The organism is Sphingobacterium paramultivorum, assembly GCF_014109745.1.
Taxonomy (GTDB): Bacteria; Bacteroidota; Bacteroidia; order Sphingobacteriales; family Sphingobacteriaceae; genus Sphingobacterium; species Sphingobacterium paramultivorum.
Genome location: NZ_CP058555.1, coordinates 2,335,387 through 2,352,367 on the forward strand (window position 1 = coordinate 2,335,387; position 16,981 = coordinate 2,352,367).

General features: G+C 41.2%; 12 protein-coding genes. 3 read left to right on the plus strand and 9 right to left on the minus strand.

Annotation, left to right across the window (positions count from 1 at the left end):
* Positions 1–44: 44 nt before the first annotated feature.
* Positions 45–1,004, minus strand: a complete 960-nt coding sequence (locus HS960_RS10175; protein WP_182332515.1) for a helix-turn-helix domain-containing protein — start codon at positions 1,002–1,004, stop codon at positions 45–47.
* Between the two features lie 138 nt (positions 1,005–1,142).
* Positions 1,143–3,986 (minus strand): PAS domain-containing hybrid sensor histidine kinase/response regulator, encoded by a 2,844-nt coding sequence (locus tag HS960_RS10180; RefSeq protein WP_182332517.1) that lies wholly within the window; start codon positions 3,984–3,986, stop codon positions 1,143–1,145.
* A 1,021-nt stretch (positions 3,987–5,007) separates the two neighbouring features.
* Between HS960_RS10180 and HS960_RS10185 the strand changes: the two genes are divergently transcribed.
* Positions 5,008–5,868 (plus strand): DJ-1/PfpI family protein, encoded by an 861-nt coding sequence (locus tag HS960_RS10185; protein WP_228280273.1) that lies wholly within the window; start codon positions 5,008–5,010, stop codon positions 5,866–5,868.
* Positions 5,869–6,274: 406 nt separating this feature from the next.
* Here HS960_RS10185 and HS960_RS10190 read toward each other — a convergent pair whose 3' ends face one another.
* Positions 6,275–6,829 carry a DUF4468 domain-containing protein gene (locus HS960_RS10190; RefSeq protein ID WP_159732290.1) on the minus strand — a complete coding sequence of 185 codons (555 nt, stop codon included), beginning with the start codon at positions 6,827–6,829 and terminating at the stop codon, positions 6,275–6,277.
* 230 nt (positions 6,830–7,059) lie between these two features.
* Positions 7,060–8,193, minus strand: a complete 1,134-nt coding sequence (locus tag HS960_RS10195; protein WP_153845568.1) for a 2-isopropylmalate synthase — start codon at positions 8,191–8,193, stop codon at positions 7,060–7,062.
* 81 nt (positions 8,194–8,274) lie between these two features.
* Here HS960_RS10195 and HS960_RS10200 point away from each other — a divergent pair, with 81 nt between their 5' ends.
* A complete protein-coding gene (locus HS960_RS10200; protein WP_182332521.1) occupies positions 8,275–9,051 on the plus strand; it encodes an AraC family transcriptional regulator in 777 nt (258 codons plus the stop codon).
* A 139-nt stretch (positions 9,052–9,190) separates the two neighbouring features.
* Positions 9,191–10,207, plus strand: a complete 1,017-nt coding sequence (locus tag HS960_RS10205) for a LacI family DNA-binding transcriptional regulator (RefSeq protein WP_182332523.1) — start codon at positions 9,191–9,193, stop codon at positions 10,205–10,207.
* Between the two features lie 6 nt (positions 10,208–10,213).
* On the opposite strand, the gene nagA is transcribed toward HS960_RS10205, so the two are convergent.
* From nagA to HS960_RS10230, 5 genes are read right to left on the minus strand one after another with little or no spacing between them, the layout of a single operon-like run.
* Positions 10,214–11,413 carry an N-acetylglucosamine-6-phosphate deacetylase gene (nagA, locus tag HS960_RS10210; protein WP_182332525.1) on the minus strand — a complete coding sequence of 400 codons (1,200 nt, stop codon included), beginning with the start codon at positions 11,411–11,413 and terminating at the stop codon, positions 10,214–10,216.
* A 1-nt stretch (position 11,414) separates the two neighbouring features.
* Positions 11,415–12,734, minus strand: a complete 1,320-nt coding sequence (locus HS960_RS10215) for a sugar MFS transporter (protein WP_182332527.1) — start codon at positions 12,732–12,734, stop codon at positions 11,415–11,417.
* Between the two features lie 9 nt (positions 12,735–12,743).
* Entirely contained in the window at positions 12,744–13,478 is a 735-nt protein-coding gene (locus tag HS960_RS10220) for a glucosamine-6-phosphate deaminase (protein ID WP_202883783.1), read from the minus strand.
* A gap of 38 nt (positions 13,479–13,516) precedes the next feature.
* The gene (locus HS960_RS10225) at positions 13,517–14,938 is read right to left on the minus strand and encodes a Gfo/Idh/MocA family protein (protein WP_182332529.1); all 1,422 of its coding nucleotides are present in this window, start codon (positions 14,936–14,938) and stop codon (positions 13,517–13,519) included.
* Positions 14,939–14,943: 5 nt separating this feature from the next.
* A complete protein-coding gene (locus HS960_RS10230; protein WP_159732281.1) occupies positions 14,944–16,980 on the minus strand; it encodes an alpha/beta hydrolase family protein in 2,037 nt (678 codons plus the stop codon).
* Between the last annotated feature and the right edge of the window lies 1 nt (position 16,981).

The following is a 16,981-nucleotide window of genomic DNA, read 5'->3' on the forward strand; positions in this document are numbered from 1 at the left end:
GAAGACTTATACGGATTGAGGCAATAATTGGACTTTTTATCGATTTAAATCGTAAGTGGACTTTTCATAAGCTGCAAAGCGTCTTGACGGTATGCCGTAGGAGTTAGACCCGTCATCTTTTTAAAAAACCGATTAAAATAATTTGCTTCATTAAATTGTAATAGATCAGCTATTTCTGACACCTGCAGATCGGTGTGTGTTAAAAGACTTTTTGCTTCCAGCACTAGCTTTTCATTAATATGAAACAACGCCGTGTGCCCGGTATATTTTTTTACTAAAAAATTCAAATGGCTAGCTGTGAGATTCAGTTCATCTGCGATTTTTCGAACCGTTGGCCTTCCTTCTTTTCGTATATCGGGGGCGTCAATAGCATAAGCATCGAGCACTTTTCTAAACTTGACCATCAGGGAGGCCTGTTTTAACTGAAAAGGAGTTTTTACCTCCTTATCTTTATAATACAGACGACGGATTTGGATAAGCAATATCTTTAATAAAGTTTGCATCATTTCAAAATTATCCTCCTGTCCCGATTTCATTTCAAGAAGCAGCGTTTCGGCTGTGTGCGATACCTTTTCCATATCCTGCTGCGAAAGCCTCAGAAGTGAATTGGCTCCACGCATAAAAAATGGGTAATCTTTTTCAAATTTGGGTTTTAGAGGGTCTATTCCAGCAAATTCGGACGTAAAACAAATGAGATAGCCATAAATCGTTTCCTCACGCTGCCAGCTTTCCATTTTACCGGGATATGCGAAGTAAATACTGTTAGCTGACGTATAGATGGTTTCGTCAGGAAGCAGGAATCTGGGGCCCTGTGTCTTGCAGATTAAAATACGAAAAAAATTACCTCGGAAAAGCGGCATGAAAAGCAATTTGCCTTTTGCCTGGTCTTCAATCCGCATGACGTTAAATAAATCATTCACAGCTGTGCCAATCCTAAAAGTATCGAAAAATTGACTAATGGTATCGAGCCATGGAATTAAAGCCTGTGTCTTTTTGTTTTTCATGCATTAAAGAAATCTATCAAATTTAGCCAATAGCGCGCTATAAAATAAAGAAATTATCAACTTTGACTTAGCGACAAATTTAAACCTCGTTAACCCGACTAGCCATTATTAACTAAATCATATACAAGTCTTTCATACCTAGTTATTGCTGTCATTTATCAACCATTTTCTCAAAAGCTCCAGCAATGTTTCTTTAACAAAAGGCTTCACAGCAAAATCATCCATTCCACACGAAATGCACCTTTCCTTTTCGTCCTTAATATTACTGGCTGTCAATGCTATAATTGGCGTATGTATCCTCCCCTTTTCATTTCTTCTAATCAATCCAGTTAACTCATAGCCATTCATTTCAGGCATCTGTATATCCATGAAGACCAAATCAGGCCTATTCTCCTTGAACAATTCAAATCCCATTACCCCATCGACCGCCTCTATGATTTCCACATTGGGAAGAACATTCTGTACAATGGTTCTAGTAAGCAACATATTAAATTTGTTGTCTTCAATAATTAAAATCTTGTATTTTCTTTCCAAAAAGGCCGTTTCTTTTTCGGCATATTTGATCGTTTCATCATCCTGCTGTAATGCAGCAACTAATGTTGAATACAGTTGATCTACTTTAACTGGTTTATTAATACAATGAATAATATGGCTGCTTTCAGCAATACGGGCTGGGTTGGTCTCAAGGACGGATAACATTAAAACTACGGGCTGTCCAACTCCTTTGTAGAGTAACTTTTTCCTAATTTTTTTTATCGTATCGATACCGTTCATTATAGGTAGATCATTATCAATAATAATCGCATCATACCGCTCACCTTTGGCCAACATTTGAAGAACTTCAAATCCGTTATCGGCCAACGAGACATTAACTTTCTTCAAATGCAACATCAATGCAATATTAGCTCGATCGGCATCTTGTCGGGCAACTATCATAATCTTTAAGGATTCTAAAAGTTTCCATTCATACACATCCCCCTTTTGCGACCTTAATGTTATTTCAAAATAAAATTGGCTCCCTTTCCCATATTCGCTTTGCAATTTTAGTTTACTATCCATCATTTTTAGCAATTGATTTGAAATACTAAGTCCAAGCCCTGTTCCGCCAAATCTCTTGCTTATTGAAGCATCTTCTTGAGAAAATGCTTCAAATATTTTTTGCTGTTTATCTGGTTTAATACCTATTCCTCTGTCCGTTACACTGAAGCGCAGCGTGGTGGAGTTTTCGTCCGAGGTTAGTACATCGACATGTAGTGCAACACTTCCCTTGTCCGTAAATTTTATTGCATTACTTAGAAGATTCATGAGCACCTGTTTGAGTCGAAGTGAGTCAACCCAAACATAATGCGGTAGCGATTCTGATAAATTTACCCGAAAATCCAATTTTTTGGCCTTCCACTGAAAGTCAATCAAACTTGTAACCTGAGCAAACATCTCATACAAATCATTTTTTTCAATCGAAAGCTCCAATTTGCCAGCTTCAATTTTAGAAAAATCAAGTATATCGTTTATGATGCTCAAAAGAAGATTAGCAGACTGATCGACAATAGAAACATATTTTTTTTGCGTATCGTCTAGTTTTGTTCGACTCATCAAATCCGTAAAACCTATAATTCCGTTAAGAGGTGTACGAATTTCATGACTCATATTGGCGAGAAACTCTGACTTCGCCACGCTACCCTGGTCAGCAAGCTTTTTAGCTTTCTCTAATTCTTCTCTTTGAAGAACAATCTTCGTAATGTCTGTGGCAATGCCAAGATAACCTATAATCTGACCAGAAATATCGCGCATTGCAGTAACAGCAAGAGATACGTAAAGTCGCGTAAAATCTTTTTTTATATAAATCCATTCTCTTTGCTCGGATCCGTAGCGCTCCGCCATCTCGACAAACACCCTAAATTCACTAATCGGATACCCAAATTTACTTTCAAGTTCCTTCGCTCGATTTTTAACTTCCCTACTGCTATGAAATAATGTCGGCGTAATTTTACCGATCACTTCATCACCTTTATACCCTAATAAATTTTCTGCGCCCCGGTTGAAAAGTGTTATCAACCCTTCTGCGTCAGTTGCTATGATAGCGACTGCAGTAGTGGCATTCAACACATCTTCGAGCAATTTCTTAGAACGAATCGATTCCGCCTCAGAGCGTTTACGTTTATCGATATCCTGAAAAGTGCCATATAGTCGAACGCACTTCCCTTTTTCAAAAGTTGCTTTCCCTAGTGCTCTAACCCACAAGCTTGTACCCTGATAGGTATCAATTTCTAATTCAAGATCCCATGAAGCTCCTGTAGCGATTGCACTATTGATAGCCTGAACAATTTTAATCCTATGTTGAGGATCTTTGTAAAACTCAATTGCTGTTTTAATAGTTGGACGATAATCCTTTGGAACCCCATGAATAATCTTTGTCATTTCAGACCAATCGATATAATCATCAACTAAATCATACTCCCAGCTCCCCACTCTGGCCACCTGACTGGTCATGTCTAGTGTAGATTTCGCATATTCCAATTTACTAGTTAACTGGAGGTGCTGGTTTTTCTCTTGAAGTAAGCCAAGAACTTCTGTACACCATAATGAAAGAAGAGTCCGTTGATTATCAGAAAGCTTGTTTGAGCTACTATCCATAACGCTTAAAAAACCAACTATTTTTCCTTCGTGATTGATGAGTGGTGCTTCATAATAATACAGTATTCCAAAATTCCGGAAAATCACTGAATTGCGCTGCGAAGGAAGTTCATTGCTAAGGTCTGGAAATTCTAGCGTGCCGTTGTGATCAAACACATAGTCCAAAAATACTTTATTAATACTTATATTTCCATCGACATCATGAAAATAGGTCTGCACAAAATTTTGACTGTTGTCAAATAAAGTCAACACTGCCATTTCCGTATTACAAATCAATTTCGCTTTAAGGAGCACTCCAAAAAGATCTTTTTTAATCATGTCAGCGACTAACTTATAATCATTATCCATGATGAGAAGGTCACTGTTATCGTTTTTGGGGTACCTTAGATTATGCATAAAGTTGTAATATGCTATAGAAATTTAAAGTTTATAACAAAACAACAATTTTATTTGAATAGTTTTTTAATAAAAAAAGAATTAATTCAAATTAAAATATTTTTGAAAAACTAGGCATACGCGGAATCACAATAACAAAATAGGCAATTGTGACCATTGAGAAAACTATTCCTAAAAGTATATATTGCATTAATGCGGTCGTTTTAAAATTTCAATACAATCTCCATCGGAAGGAATAAATATTTTTTAACTCAAGGTAGATCCTAGGACTTCGATGCAGCGGGAAACAAGTTATACTGGCCCGGACACTTAGCACTTATCTTACAATACCGCTTGCCAATAACTTTGCGATCAATTTAGTTACTGAACCACAGCCTAACATGGAAATGATTAACATTGTCGCCGGGATGGCAGACGAACTCAGAAGGCCTATGATGCCGATAGTATCGGCACAAAAAAGGCCGGAATAAACCAGCCTTGATATATAGTTATGATCCCAATAATGGGATAGTCGGTTTCAAAAAATGCTGGCTTAACAAGTGCAAATCAAGCCAGCAAAAGCAATAGTCTCATTTTTCGTATAAAGGACAACCGAAATATAATACTCGTTTGAAAAAAATAAAAAAAACCTTGAGGAGGGGGATCTCAAGGTTTTTACTACCTGTTATTAACCTAATTTATGAAAAGTACCATTATAACAATGGTTAGTTCGCTTTCGTTTTATCTTTTAGAAAAAAGTTGAATTTTCTGAGGTTCAATTTTTTTACGACGTCGAATATAAGGATCACCATATTTCCACCACCTTCCTTACTTGCTACTTTTCACAAATATTTTTTAAGCGAAACAGCATGGGTTTTGATATTGTTATCTCTTAAAGATTTATAAAATGTGGAAAGTTTGATATTCGAAGTTTATCAATAGCATGAGTTACAAACAATAAAAAATATTACTATGTCATTATTTTCAAACGATTTTGAGCAAAGAGCCCGTGTTTGACGGCATTGGTTACGAACCTTCTTTTTTTTCAAGAAAGACGATGGTTACGACCAAGACAAATTACAGTAAAAAAAAGTACAGTGATATCAACAAGGACACCCGAAAAAAGATTCTTGTGCTCTGCACAGAAGAACGGTATATGACCATGAAAAATGGAAAGAAATTTTCAACGGGCAATCATCCGGTCGAAACACTGGTTCCCATTCTTCATTTCGAACAGGCTGGATTTGATGTTGACTTCTACACACCAACGGGTGCTCCTGTAAAATTTGAGATGTGGGCTATGCCGTACGAAGATGAAAACATCGGTAAAATCCTCGACAAGTATAATACTCAATTTTCAAACCCGCACAACCTGAGAGATTTTATAGCTGACACGAATAAGGGATATGTTGATTACGTTACCGTTTTTATCCCAGGCGGGCATGGCGCAATGCTCGGACTACCTGAAAATAATGATGTAAAAGAACTTATCAAATGGGTAGTAGCGGAAGATAAATATCTATTGGCAATCTGCCATGGTCCGGCAGCGCTCTTAAGCGTAGCAGATTGCGGAGCCACCGAGTTTCCCTTTAAGGGATATAAGATCAATTCGTTTCCTGATGAAATGGATAAGACTTTGCCAGAAAGTGGATACCAGCCGGGAGAGATGCCATGGTTTTATGGCGAAAAACTCAAACAGCTTGGGATTGAAATTTTAAATAAAAAAATTGTCGGCGATTGTCATGTTGACAGAAAACTGATTACTGCTGATAGCCCATTAGCGGCCGATAAATTCGGGAAACTCTGCGCAGATGAACTTCTTGCCTATGAAAAATCAAAAGTGGAAAATGAATAGGTAGCGGAAGCCATGCGGATCAAAAAAGGCTCCCTTATTAACCGATAAGGGAACCTTTTTGGCTAGATGTCTGCTTGAGCCAAATATTAACTACATTTGGGCTTTGCTCTAATTTAACGTTAGGTATATTTTTGAATTTCAGCTTATTCTTTCGTTAATAAAAGGGCTATCTCCTGTTTTGCAAGCACACGGCCTTTATGGACAATTTTACTCTTGACACAAATTACCTCTGATCCAGGCACTCGGTAATCATCTTCGAAACCTTTCAATTATTATAGTGAAGTGTATTTACTTACACTGCTTGAAGATGAAAATTTATACCTCAAAAGACGGCTTAGTATATCGTGATCGCATATAAAAAAAGCCTCCATTGGAGACTCTTTCATCTTATTATCTGGTTTTTATTTTACCAATTGTCATTCGACTTACTCGTATTTATACTATTTGTAATCGCTCTAATATAATTATTGATAAACTTTTCCAATTCCTGCTTCGCTGCTTCTCGTCTAACTTTACCATCGGTATTGAAAAGGGCTGTTTTTACCCAAAGATTACTTTTTTTGACTAATGGATATTCAATTCCATTGTAGTTTTCAAGGTATTTATAATTTGGAGCAAACCTCAGCCGTCCATCCTTAAAATCCATGGTAATCTTATAAAAAAAATCAAGAGCATTACCTCTACCCCAAGCCGTTGCTTTTTGTTCCATCGCATCAATAACAATCTGCTCATCTTCGATCTTGGTCGCAACTTTCTCTGGGTTATTGTAATGCGAGTTTACAAATTTCAGCACTGCTTTGTACAAATCACTTTGCGATTTTCCTGCAAAATTCAGAACGATATAATTCTTCGATTCGTCTGCAGCATCTACAAAGTCATTCGGAGTCAATTTCATCGATTGCGCATTTGCAAATGTTGTTGCAACCAAAAACAGTAAAACAACCGAAAGGCTCTTTATCATTATTAAGTGTGTTATCTAAATAGAACTTATTACATCAATATACGCTGCTAAGGCAACAGATATTGTGCCAAAATTATATATTCGAATATTTAAATAAGTAAATCCCCAACGCTTATTGGATTTTTATAAACTCAAAAGGAATTTTCCCCTCTCATTCTCGAGAATCTGAAACAGAATTATTTAACTAGCAACCACGGACTTGACTGAACAACTGGACACGATCTTTTTACCTAAATCAAACTCCGGAGGTCGTTATCTTCAATCAAACGTTTCTGATCTGCCAAAACAAGAAATCGGTTATAGATATTTTCAAAATGTTCAGCAGGGAAATCTATTTTCATACTTTTTAACCGATCTTTTAATGCTGCACGTCCACTCCTTGCGGATAAAAACAATTCAGGCAACTTTCCTCCTATGATTTGGGGATCAATAATTTCGTAGTTTCTACGGTCTTTCAGCACGCCATCTTGGTGGATGCCAGAAGAATGCGCAAAAGCATTTTTCCCAACAATGGCCTTATTGGCCTGTACAGGATTTGACATTGCCCGTTCTACCATACTACTTAGTTCTACAATATATTTTGGATCAATTCCAGTCGCAATCCCTAGATTTTCCTTTACAATAAGTGTCAAAATAATTTCTTCTAAGGCAGCATTTCCCGCACGTTCTCCCACACCATTAATCGTTCCTTCAACCTGAAGTGCACCCGCCATTAGCCCAGCTATGCTATTCGCTGTAGCCATACCTAAATCATTATGACAGTGGACAGAAAGGATTGCGTTCTCTTTTTCCCTTCTATTTTGATTCACATAGGCTATCTTTTCAAAGTACTCAAAGGGTGTACAAAAACCGTTGGTATCAGGAAGATTCACAACTTTCGCCCCCGCTTCGACCACCGTATTGGTCATTTGAACCAAGAAATCATTGTCTGCGCGGCCAGCATCTTCGGCAAAAAATTGTACTTCATCACATTTATCCGACGCATAAGCCACCATTTCATAAGCTTTCGCCAAGATTACCTCACGAGTGGTATTAAACTTATGTTTAATATGAATGTCCGATGTTCCAATTCCGAGCTGAATCCGTGCCACCTTTGCCTTAACCAAGGCCGAAGAGGCTTGTTCAATATCTTTCCTATTGGCCCTAGCTAATGCACAGACTGTTGCCTTTTTCACCAGTTTACAAACCTCTGTTACAGCTTTAAAATCTCCAGGAGAACTTATTGGAAACCCCGCCTCTATCACATCTACCCCCATTGCATCGAGTTTTTCAGCAATTTCTAATTTATAATTAAGTGTCAGCTGGCAGCCCGGTCCCTGTTCTCCATCACGTAAAGTAGTATCGAAAATCTTAACTTGTTTCATATTCAACTTATTTTTATAGTTCAAAAGTACTCGAACTACAGAATTTAATATATTTGAAAATAAAACAATTGTTATTCAATAATGCCAAAATCCAACATTCCCTTCGTTCAATGTGCCAAGAACTTCCGCGATGGCACAATTGAATTACGTAACTATGGACAGTTCAATACAGAAATGCACGCTCATGAACAAGTACAGGTACTTAGCCCAACAAATGGTACCCTCTTTATCTATACAGAAAAAGCCAGTTTCTGTATACCAAGTACTTTCTATGTATATATCCCAGCACATGTCCCACACAAACTCATTTCCCGTTCCCAGCAACTGTCACTAAAAACCATTTTTGTGGATATGAACAATATGCATGAAGAAGTTAAGGTGTATCCATCAAATGAATTGTTGAATCATTTTTTGATTTTTGGCCAGCAACATTGGAAGCTGAAAGACCACGACACGCTTACAACATCTACTTTGGAGGCCTTCAAGTCTATGCTCCCCATACTATTGGCTAAACCGATCCTATTGCAAATCACGCCGGCAAAAAGTGAATTGATGATCCAGGTATGCACGTATATCCTTCAACATCTCGACAATAAATTGTCAATCGCTGAGATTAGCGCTAATTTTTTTCTTTCGGAGCGAACACTTTTCAGACAGTTTAAGGAAGAAATGCAGATCACCATATTCCAGTTCATAAAACAGCATCGACTTCTAAAGGCGCTTCAATTATTGGAAAATAAGGATATGCATATCGCTGAAATTGTCTATCAAATTGGGTATGAAAGCGTACCTAACTTTTCCAATCTATTCAAAGAATATTTTGGACTGTCACCTCAGCAGTATAGAGCGAGACTATAATAATAAATACTATATAATTATTAACTCTATTCTCGTCAAGACCGAACTATTATGACCTGGAGATATGAATGAAGATAGATCCTACATTTTTCGATAGTTTTTAGTATTTTGTATCGTAATTTGTTAACCCTATCTAAATATGAAGAATCCTTTAGGCATCAAGGATATCGCCAAGATGCTCAAAATTTCGGTATCGACAGTTTCGCGGGCTTTTCGGGATACCCACGATGTCAATCCCGAAACCCGAAAAAAGGTGCTGGCACTGGCCAAGAAATTAAACTTTAAGCCTAATAAAAATGCTTCCGCCTTAGCTTCCGGTTCAACAAAAAATATAGGTGTGGTCATTCCCTTTATCACCAATTATTATTTTTCGATGGTGATTTCAGGTATTCAGGAAGAAGCTTATGAACGCGATTATAATGTGATTCTCTATGTCACCAACGATCATGTCGCACGGGAACAGAACCTATTGGAAAACCTATCAACGAGCAGTCTAGATGGACTTCTTATTTCGATCTCTTCCGATTCATCCACAAACGATCATTTTGAACAATTGATGGCCAAGGGAATGCCAATCGTATTCTTTGACCGTGTACCTAAAGATATAAATGCCTCCAAAGTTGTCCAAGATGATTTTGCGGGAGCCTTACAGGCGACCGAATACCTAATCCGACAAGGCTATACGCGCATTTCTCATATTGCCGGACCCGAAAATCTGCAATTCACACAGCAACGGCTAAATGGTTATCTGCAAGCACTGGAGCAGCACAATATGGCTATCGATCAGCGTCTTATTGTATATTCAGGTTTTTCACAGGCTCACGGCGCCACTGATGCGTTGAAGTTACTTGCCCTCCCTGATCGTCCAGATGCGATCTTCGCTGCGAATGACCGCAAAGCCGTTGGTGCCATTCAGACAATCAAGCAGCAGGGGCTCCGTGTAGGCCAGGACATTGGCGTCATCGGATTTACCAATGATCCTATTGCTACTGTGGTAGAACCCAATTTAAGTACGATTGAAGAACCTGCCATGGAGATCGGCAAAAGGAGTTGTGCGCTACTCATCCGTCATATAAAAAATCGGGATTTTGAAATTCAGGATATGATATTGCCGGGAAAATTAATCGAACGGGATTCTACCAAACGATCCTCTTAGTCGTCTTTATTTACTGTACCGTAATTCACCAGCAACAAAACTGTGATGAATGACCACATCATCATCAAAAAGCACAATATCTGCTTCCATTCCTGTAGCTATTGCTCCAATCTTATGATCCAACCCAAGTAGTCTTGCGGGGTTGATCGTCATCATCTGTACGGCTTCTACCAAACTGACGCCTCCCTTGTTGACCATGGTGCGGACAAGGCAATCTGCCGTAGCCACACTACCTGCAAAAGAAGAACGATCGGTCAGCTTGGCTACCCCTTCCTCAACGATTACTTCAGTTCCGTTACGCAAGCTTCCCAACACGCTTTTACCCTCGGGCATACCAGCTGCACGCATCGCGTCAGTAATAAGGATCATTTTATCCGCGCCTTTCACTTTATGAATTAGCCGCAGAAAAGGCTCGGGCAAATGGACACCATCTGCTATAATCTCCACATCGATCTGGTCCAATAGAAAACAGCTCTCAATAACTCCGGCATAACGATGCGCGTGAATGCGCTTCATACCCGACATACCAGAGTAGAAATGGGTTGCCAGGCGATATCCAACTTCGACCGCAGGTAATATTTCCTCATATACTGCATCGGTATGTGCCAGAGCCAATAAGATACCATGACTGCGCACAGCCCGTCCAAAGTCCAGTGCTCCGGGCAACTCAGGAGCCGCACTCCATCGACTGATGAGATGGTGATAACGTTCAAGTATAGGCATGTATTCTTTTGGATCCGGATTACGGATATACTTGGGATCCTGCGCCCCCCGTTGATTCATCGCAAAATAGGGGCCTTCGAGATGCAAACCCAAAAATCGGCTCCCTTCGACATTCTGCTCCCTGGCTACTTCATAGACGGAGAAAAGTTCCAATAGCTCCTCGCTTTCACTGGTCAAGGTGGTCGGCAGCATGGCAGTGGTACCATGGCGTAGATGCGTTTCGGCAACAGTTAAAAATGCAGACACACTGTTATCCATAAAATCAGCGCCGCCACCGCCATGGACATGTATATCAATAAAACCCGGTGCAAGATACAGCCCCTCGGCATCCATCCATTGGGCACCTGACCAACCTTCTTCGACAGCTTCTTTTGCCAAATAGCCTTCGCTAATATGCACAATTTTCCCCTCGGCAATCCATACTGTCCCATCCGCGATCACGCGGTAAGGTGTTATAATATTGGCATTTGTTATAATCCACATATCAATTCGTTGATTTTTTTGTTTGTCTTGTCCATGTCTGAATCCGATACCCTTTAAAGGCATAAAATAACAGGTATAAAAAACATGGAGTCAATATCCAATAGGCTGATTTAGGATCGATCGTATCGGCCAGTACCCCATAGAGGAGCGGAAGTAAAGCATTGCCACATAGTCCCATAATTAATAGTGCAGATCCTTGTTTGGCCAATGGACCGAGCCCTTCAAGCGCCAATGGCCATATGCCTGCCCAGATAAGTGCATTAGGAAACCCAATTAATACAATAAACCAGATAGAAATATCCAGATCCATATTAAACAGGGAAACATGTCCATGAGTCGACACGACTAAGATAGACAAAATCAGACCAACAACTGTACTGAAACGCAACATACTACGTTGACTGAACACTTTGGGAATCAAGACAATTCCCGACATGTAGCCTAGTATTGTTGCCGTTAGCGTATAGGAAGGTAGTGCTTTGGCTTCCAGTAGGGAAAGGCCCATCGCCCCTGCATAATTGATGATCGTATCTATCGCGATAACCTGTGTACCCACATGGAGGAATATTGCCACAGCCCCCAGAACGAGGTGTGGGTATTGAAAAATACTTTTCTTGATTTCCCCACTGTCATTCCCTACTCCATCTTGTTGTTGATCCAATTCGGGAAGAATAGAAAACTTAACAAACAGCCCAATCAATAGTAAGAGAATTCCGACCACCGTATACGGGCCAACCACGCGTAAGATCAATTCATCCAAAGCCAATGTACGAGCCGTTTCTGTCATCTGTGGAAGCTGCTTAAATAGCTCATTGTCCTGGGGACGCAAAATAATATAGGAAAATAGTAAGGGTGCCAGTATACCTGCTCCCTTATTGCAAATACCCATCATACTAATCCGTTGCGCTGCTCGTTCCTTTTCACCGATCAGGGTAATGTATAGATTGGCTACTGTCTGTAACAGGGCTAATCCACTTCCCAACGTAAATAGACCAATCAAAAAGATCGGATAGGCCCTATTATAGGCCGCAGGGACAAATAAAAATGCCCCCAATGCCATAATCCAAAAGCCTACCATAATTCCATTTTTATATCCTATTTTTTTGAGCAAATACGAGGAAGGCATTGACATCAGCAAATAAGAGATATAAAATGCAAAAGCAACAAGGTATGATTGAAAATTGCTCAGTTCACAGGCTATTTTAAAATATGGAATGAGAATGGCATTAATCCAGGATACAAATCCAAAGATAAAAAACATTGTTCCAATAATGCCTATCGATACCCAGGTAGTTTTCCTATCGCGTGCTGATGCTGTCATAAAATACCGTCATTTTAAAAGCGATGCAGATCCCGCGTCCAAGTAGCAGGTGCAGTCGTCATGCTGCTGCAGGATACTCGCTGGATTCAAATTGGAAACAGGTTGCGTGAGGCAATTTTTCACAGCAAGTGCTTTACGTTCATCCGGCACAGCACAGATTATTTTCCGAGCTGATAGAATCTGCTGTATGGACATACTGATAGCTTGCAACGGCACTTCGGCGAGTGAGCCAAACCACCCTTCTCCCAACTGCTGCCGACGACACTGTTCGTCCAGATTGACAATTAGATAAGCATCTTTTACTTCAAAATCAGCAGGAGGATCATTAAAAGCCAAATGACCGTTCTCTCCGATCCCCACAAAGGCAACATCGATGGGATGTGCTTTAATCTTGTGGTGCAGACGTTCACATTCTGCAGCTGGATCCGCTTCACCATTAATCAGTACAACTTCCTTCAGTGTCGCCACCTGGGTGATAAAACGCTCGGTTAAGTATTTCCGAAAGCTGGCTTTATGGCTAATTGGCATGCCAATATATTCATCGAGGTGGAACATGCGCACCTTGCTCCAGTCGATATTGCCAGTAGCCACCAGCGTTTCTAGTGTTTCGAACTGGCTCTGTCCGGTTGCTAAAATAATGTTGGCTTCTCCCCTCGCCGCAATGGCAGCATTAATAGCTTCAATTCCTGCAGCTCCTGCATGTTGTCCCAGCTCTAACCGGGTGTTAAAAGTTTTAATGTTCACGTCTATTGATTTAATTATAATATTCTCGTTCTGTTTGTTTATGATAATACAGTGCTCGTTTCACCTGTCAGCTCAATATCATGTACCTGATTATTTTTCCAATGACCAGCAGTAAAATCAGGCACCTCGATTGGCTGGGAACCATTGGCGACCGACCATTCACTTAAAGGGCCAATGACACTCCAACTGGCGGCATCATAGACATCCATGTCCATCGGCAAACCATTGCGCAGACAATCGATCAGGCGCCAGTCCATCATAAAATCCATGCCACCATGACCTCCTATCTGCTTAGCCAGTTCTCCGATCTTTTTTACAATACCCGGTGTATATTGCTGTTCCAGTTTGGTCATCTCTTCAGCAGACAGGAAATCGACATGGCCAATAGCGATCTTGCCGGGCAGAGGATATTTCTGCGCAAAGGCCTTGGTACCACTAATCAAATGGAGGCGTGAATAAGGCCTTGGCGAACTCACATCATGCTGTAACATTATCGTACTGCCGTTATTGGTGAGGATATTGGAAATATTCATATTGCCCCGGAAGGGTTTGTCTATATAAGACTCAAATTGCTTATCAGTCGCAGCCATTTCTTTGGCTTTCTGCCCGAGCATAAAATCTTTTGAAGACATCGAACTCATATACTCCATCTTATTACCGCGGTTGACCTTCAGAATCTGGCAGATCGGTCCCAGACCGTGAGTGGGATAAAGATTTCCGTTGCGCGTCGCATTTTCCTTTAAGCGCCAAAAATCAAAACGTTTTTCGGCATCAAAAAAACTCTCCAGAATGTCGTGGATATAAGCCCCTTCGCAGTGGACAATATCTCCAAAAAAACCTTGTCTAGCTAGGTTTAAGGTCAGCAGTTCAAAGTAATCGTAGCAACAATTTTCCAGCATGACACAATGTTTTTTGGTCTTCTCGGAGGTTTGTACCAGTCGCCAGCAGTCTTCCACCGTTATCGCTGCAGGAATCTCCAAAGCGACATGCTTCCCGTGTTCCATGGCATATATCGCCATCTCGGCATGCAACTTCCAATGGGTTGCAATATAGATCAGATCATAATCCTCCTGTTCACACATCTTTTTCCAGTGCTCGGCATTTTCTGTAAATAACTCCGCGCGGTGACCCGCTGATTTCATCCTTGCCTTTGCTTCAATCGCCTTTTCAGCCCGTACATCACAGATGCCGTTGATCGCAACTCCTTCAATCTGGCTCATACGTTCTACTGCAGCAGATCCCCTATTGCCGACACCGATAAAACCGACCCTTACGGTTGGTATTTTGGGGGCCGCGTAGCCCGACATATTAAATGTAGCTGTATATTTCTTTGACGCTTCCAGCCGGATATGATCCAGATTTGTCTTTGCTGAAGCCTTATTTTCCTGTCCACAGCCAGCCATCAATCCAATTCCGGCTAGCCCGGACAGTTTTAAAAATGATCTTCGATTTGTTCCCATAATATTTAATTGATAAGGAGTGTTCCTTGGTTCTTTAATTGCTTCTTATAGTGCTGCACTTTGTTTTTTAATTGCTCTTTGTTCGCTATTTCGCAAGGCTTACCGTCCAACTGGTAGAGTCCATCGATCATGACTCGCTGCTCATTAAGCGCAAGCAGCATTGGAATATCGCCCCAATGGAGAATACCGGGAATATGGATCGCCATATTGTACCTATCCAGCGCTCCCGTTGCGCCCGGCAGATAACTGATGGGGAGCTCGCGCAGCAGTAATTCCTGTTCTAAGGGATTCAGCACATTGCTGATCAATGCTGCTATGGCCGTCTCACGGTCCGCAACCAAGGTCCGCTTGCTGGACTTATATTCTTGCTGCAGATAAGCATTGATAAGCCCAATTTCAGACGCCCAAATCCCCATCATGCTACGACCCATCCAGAGCAGTGAGCGCGAAAGTGTATGAAAGCGCGGTAACGCTCCATCGATTTTATCAGCAGTAGTTGAAGAGCGCTCTCCGAGCCCAAAGAGATCTATGAGCACCACCCCCTCACCTTTGTTGCGAAGGGCCTCAATTTCCTGCATAGCGACCTGTTGCTTACCCATCGAGGGGAAATAGACATGTAGTGTATTTGAGTCGGTAAGAGGCGGGCTAATCAATAACGGAATCAGCTGTCGCCTCGATGTCTCCAACATAACCCGTTGCCAGCCCTGCTGCGACTCCAACGTCTGAACACGCAGCAAACTATCGGTACCGCCTGTATAAAGTAATGCCCGCAGTTGTTTTTTATAGTCCATTTTATCCAGTGTGGATGTCGCAATCCGTGATTCAGTCCGACTAAATTCACGGCTGATAAAATCCGGTATACTGAGGATCAGCTCTTGCTTAACCCCATGTTTCAGTACTGCAAGCTCATTTGTATCCAAGAGAAGCACATTGTCCAACTGCAACCCTTTCTCGCGCGTCGCTCCAAATGCCCCATCAAACCATTTTATCATACTTATATTCATTTCTGTGGTATAGCTATGTGGTTCATCAAAAAGCTCATAATCGATCCGTTCTGGTACCCCTTGCCGCGCAAAAGCTTCCTTGGCAATACGAAAAGACTTGAGCATCTGATGGGCGTTGAAAGCAGCGTTACCATCTTTAAGTGCCGAAATAATCTTAATAGCCTTAGGAGCCATTGTCTGTAACAGTTGTCCTTCTTCAAAATGCAGGAGCCCATTGGGATGGAGTTCGCAGACACAATTGCTGTTCATGATATACGCGCGGAAAGTTCCGACGCTGACTACAGGAACGGCCGCTTTGATCCGCGGATCCATAGCCGCGAGCCACATCGTCTGATTGCCACCACCACTGGCTCCGGTAGCCCCAATCCTTTCGGGATCTACCTCAGGTAAACTACAGAGCAGGTCAATGGCACGACTGTTTTCAAGTAGCTGTATACCCATCAGAGGTGTCCCCAGATCGAGCAGTGCCGACCCAAGATTAGCTCCATGATACTCATGCTCATGCTCACGTCCGCGCTCGCCCGACCCCATGGCATCAATACAAAGACATACATAGCCGTTGGATGCCAACATATGGGCCGTACGCTGAACAATTTCACTTCGCCGCCCCGGTGGCCAATGCCCGTGGCTATTGAGTATCGCCGGAAATGGTCCGTTGCCTTTTGGCACATATAAACTTGCAGGAACATATAGCCCAGGCAAGCTCTGAAAGATCAGGCTGTGAACGGTATAGTTGTCCTGCTCAATTGACGAAATTAGCTGCATGTCCAGCGGCGGAATAGCATATCCGTCCAGTTTCAGGTTTTTTCTGACCAACTTGTTCATATCTTGCGGATTTGCAGCTTTCTCGCAATCCAAAGCCCCGATAAGCTGTTCCGCTTGATCTTCCACCATAACCTTTATCGGGTCTATCTCAGCAGGTATGGCCAATACGCTGGGCAACGCCGCTCGTCGTTGTTGTTGTTGTTGTGCTTGAATGCTCGAATTTAATCCCATAAGTATACCGAAAGAAACTAAACAGATCTTGAAGTCTATCATT

Coding starts and splice junctions, on each gene's coding strand:
- HS960_RS10175 (WP_182332515.1), bottom strand. CDS start 1,004: ATGAAAAACAAAAAGACACAGGCTTTAATTCCATGGCTCGATACCATT.
- HS960_RS10180 (WP_182332517.1), bottom strand. CDS start 3,986: ATGGATAATGATTATAAGTTAGTCGCTGACATGATTAAAAAAGATCTT.
- HS960_RS10190 (WP_159732290.1), bottom strand. CDS start 6,829: ATGATAAAGAGCCTTTCGGTTGTTTTACTGTTTTTGGTTGCAACAACA.
- HS960_RS10195 (WP_153845568.1), bottom strand. CDS start 8,193: ATGAAACAAGTTAAGATTTTCGATACTACTTTACGTGATGGAGAACAG.
- HS960_RS10200 (WP_182332521.1), top strand. CDS start 8,275: ATGCCAAAATCCAACATTCCCTTCGTTCAATGTGCCAAGAACTTCCGC.
- HS960_RS10205 (WP_182332523.1), top strand. CDS start 9,191: ATGAAGAATCCTTTAGGCATCAAGGATATCGCCAAGATGCTCAAAATT.
- nagA (WP_182332525.1), bottom strand. CDS start 11,413: ATGTGGATTATAACAAATGCCAATATTATAACACCTTACCGCGTGATC.
- HS960_RS10215 (WP_182332527.1), bottom strand. CDS start 12,734: ATGACAGCATCAGCACGCGATAGGAAAACTACCTGGGTATCGATAGGC.
- HS960_RS10225 (WP_182332529.1), bottom strand. CDS start 14,938: ATGGGAACAAATCGAAGATCATTTTTAAAACTGTCCGGGCTAGCCGGA.
- HS960_RS10230 (WP_159732281.1), bottom strand. CDS start 16,980: ATGATAGACTTCAAGATCTGTTTAGTTTCTTTCGGTATACTTATGGGA.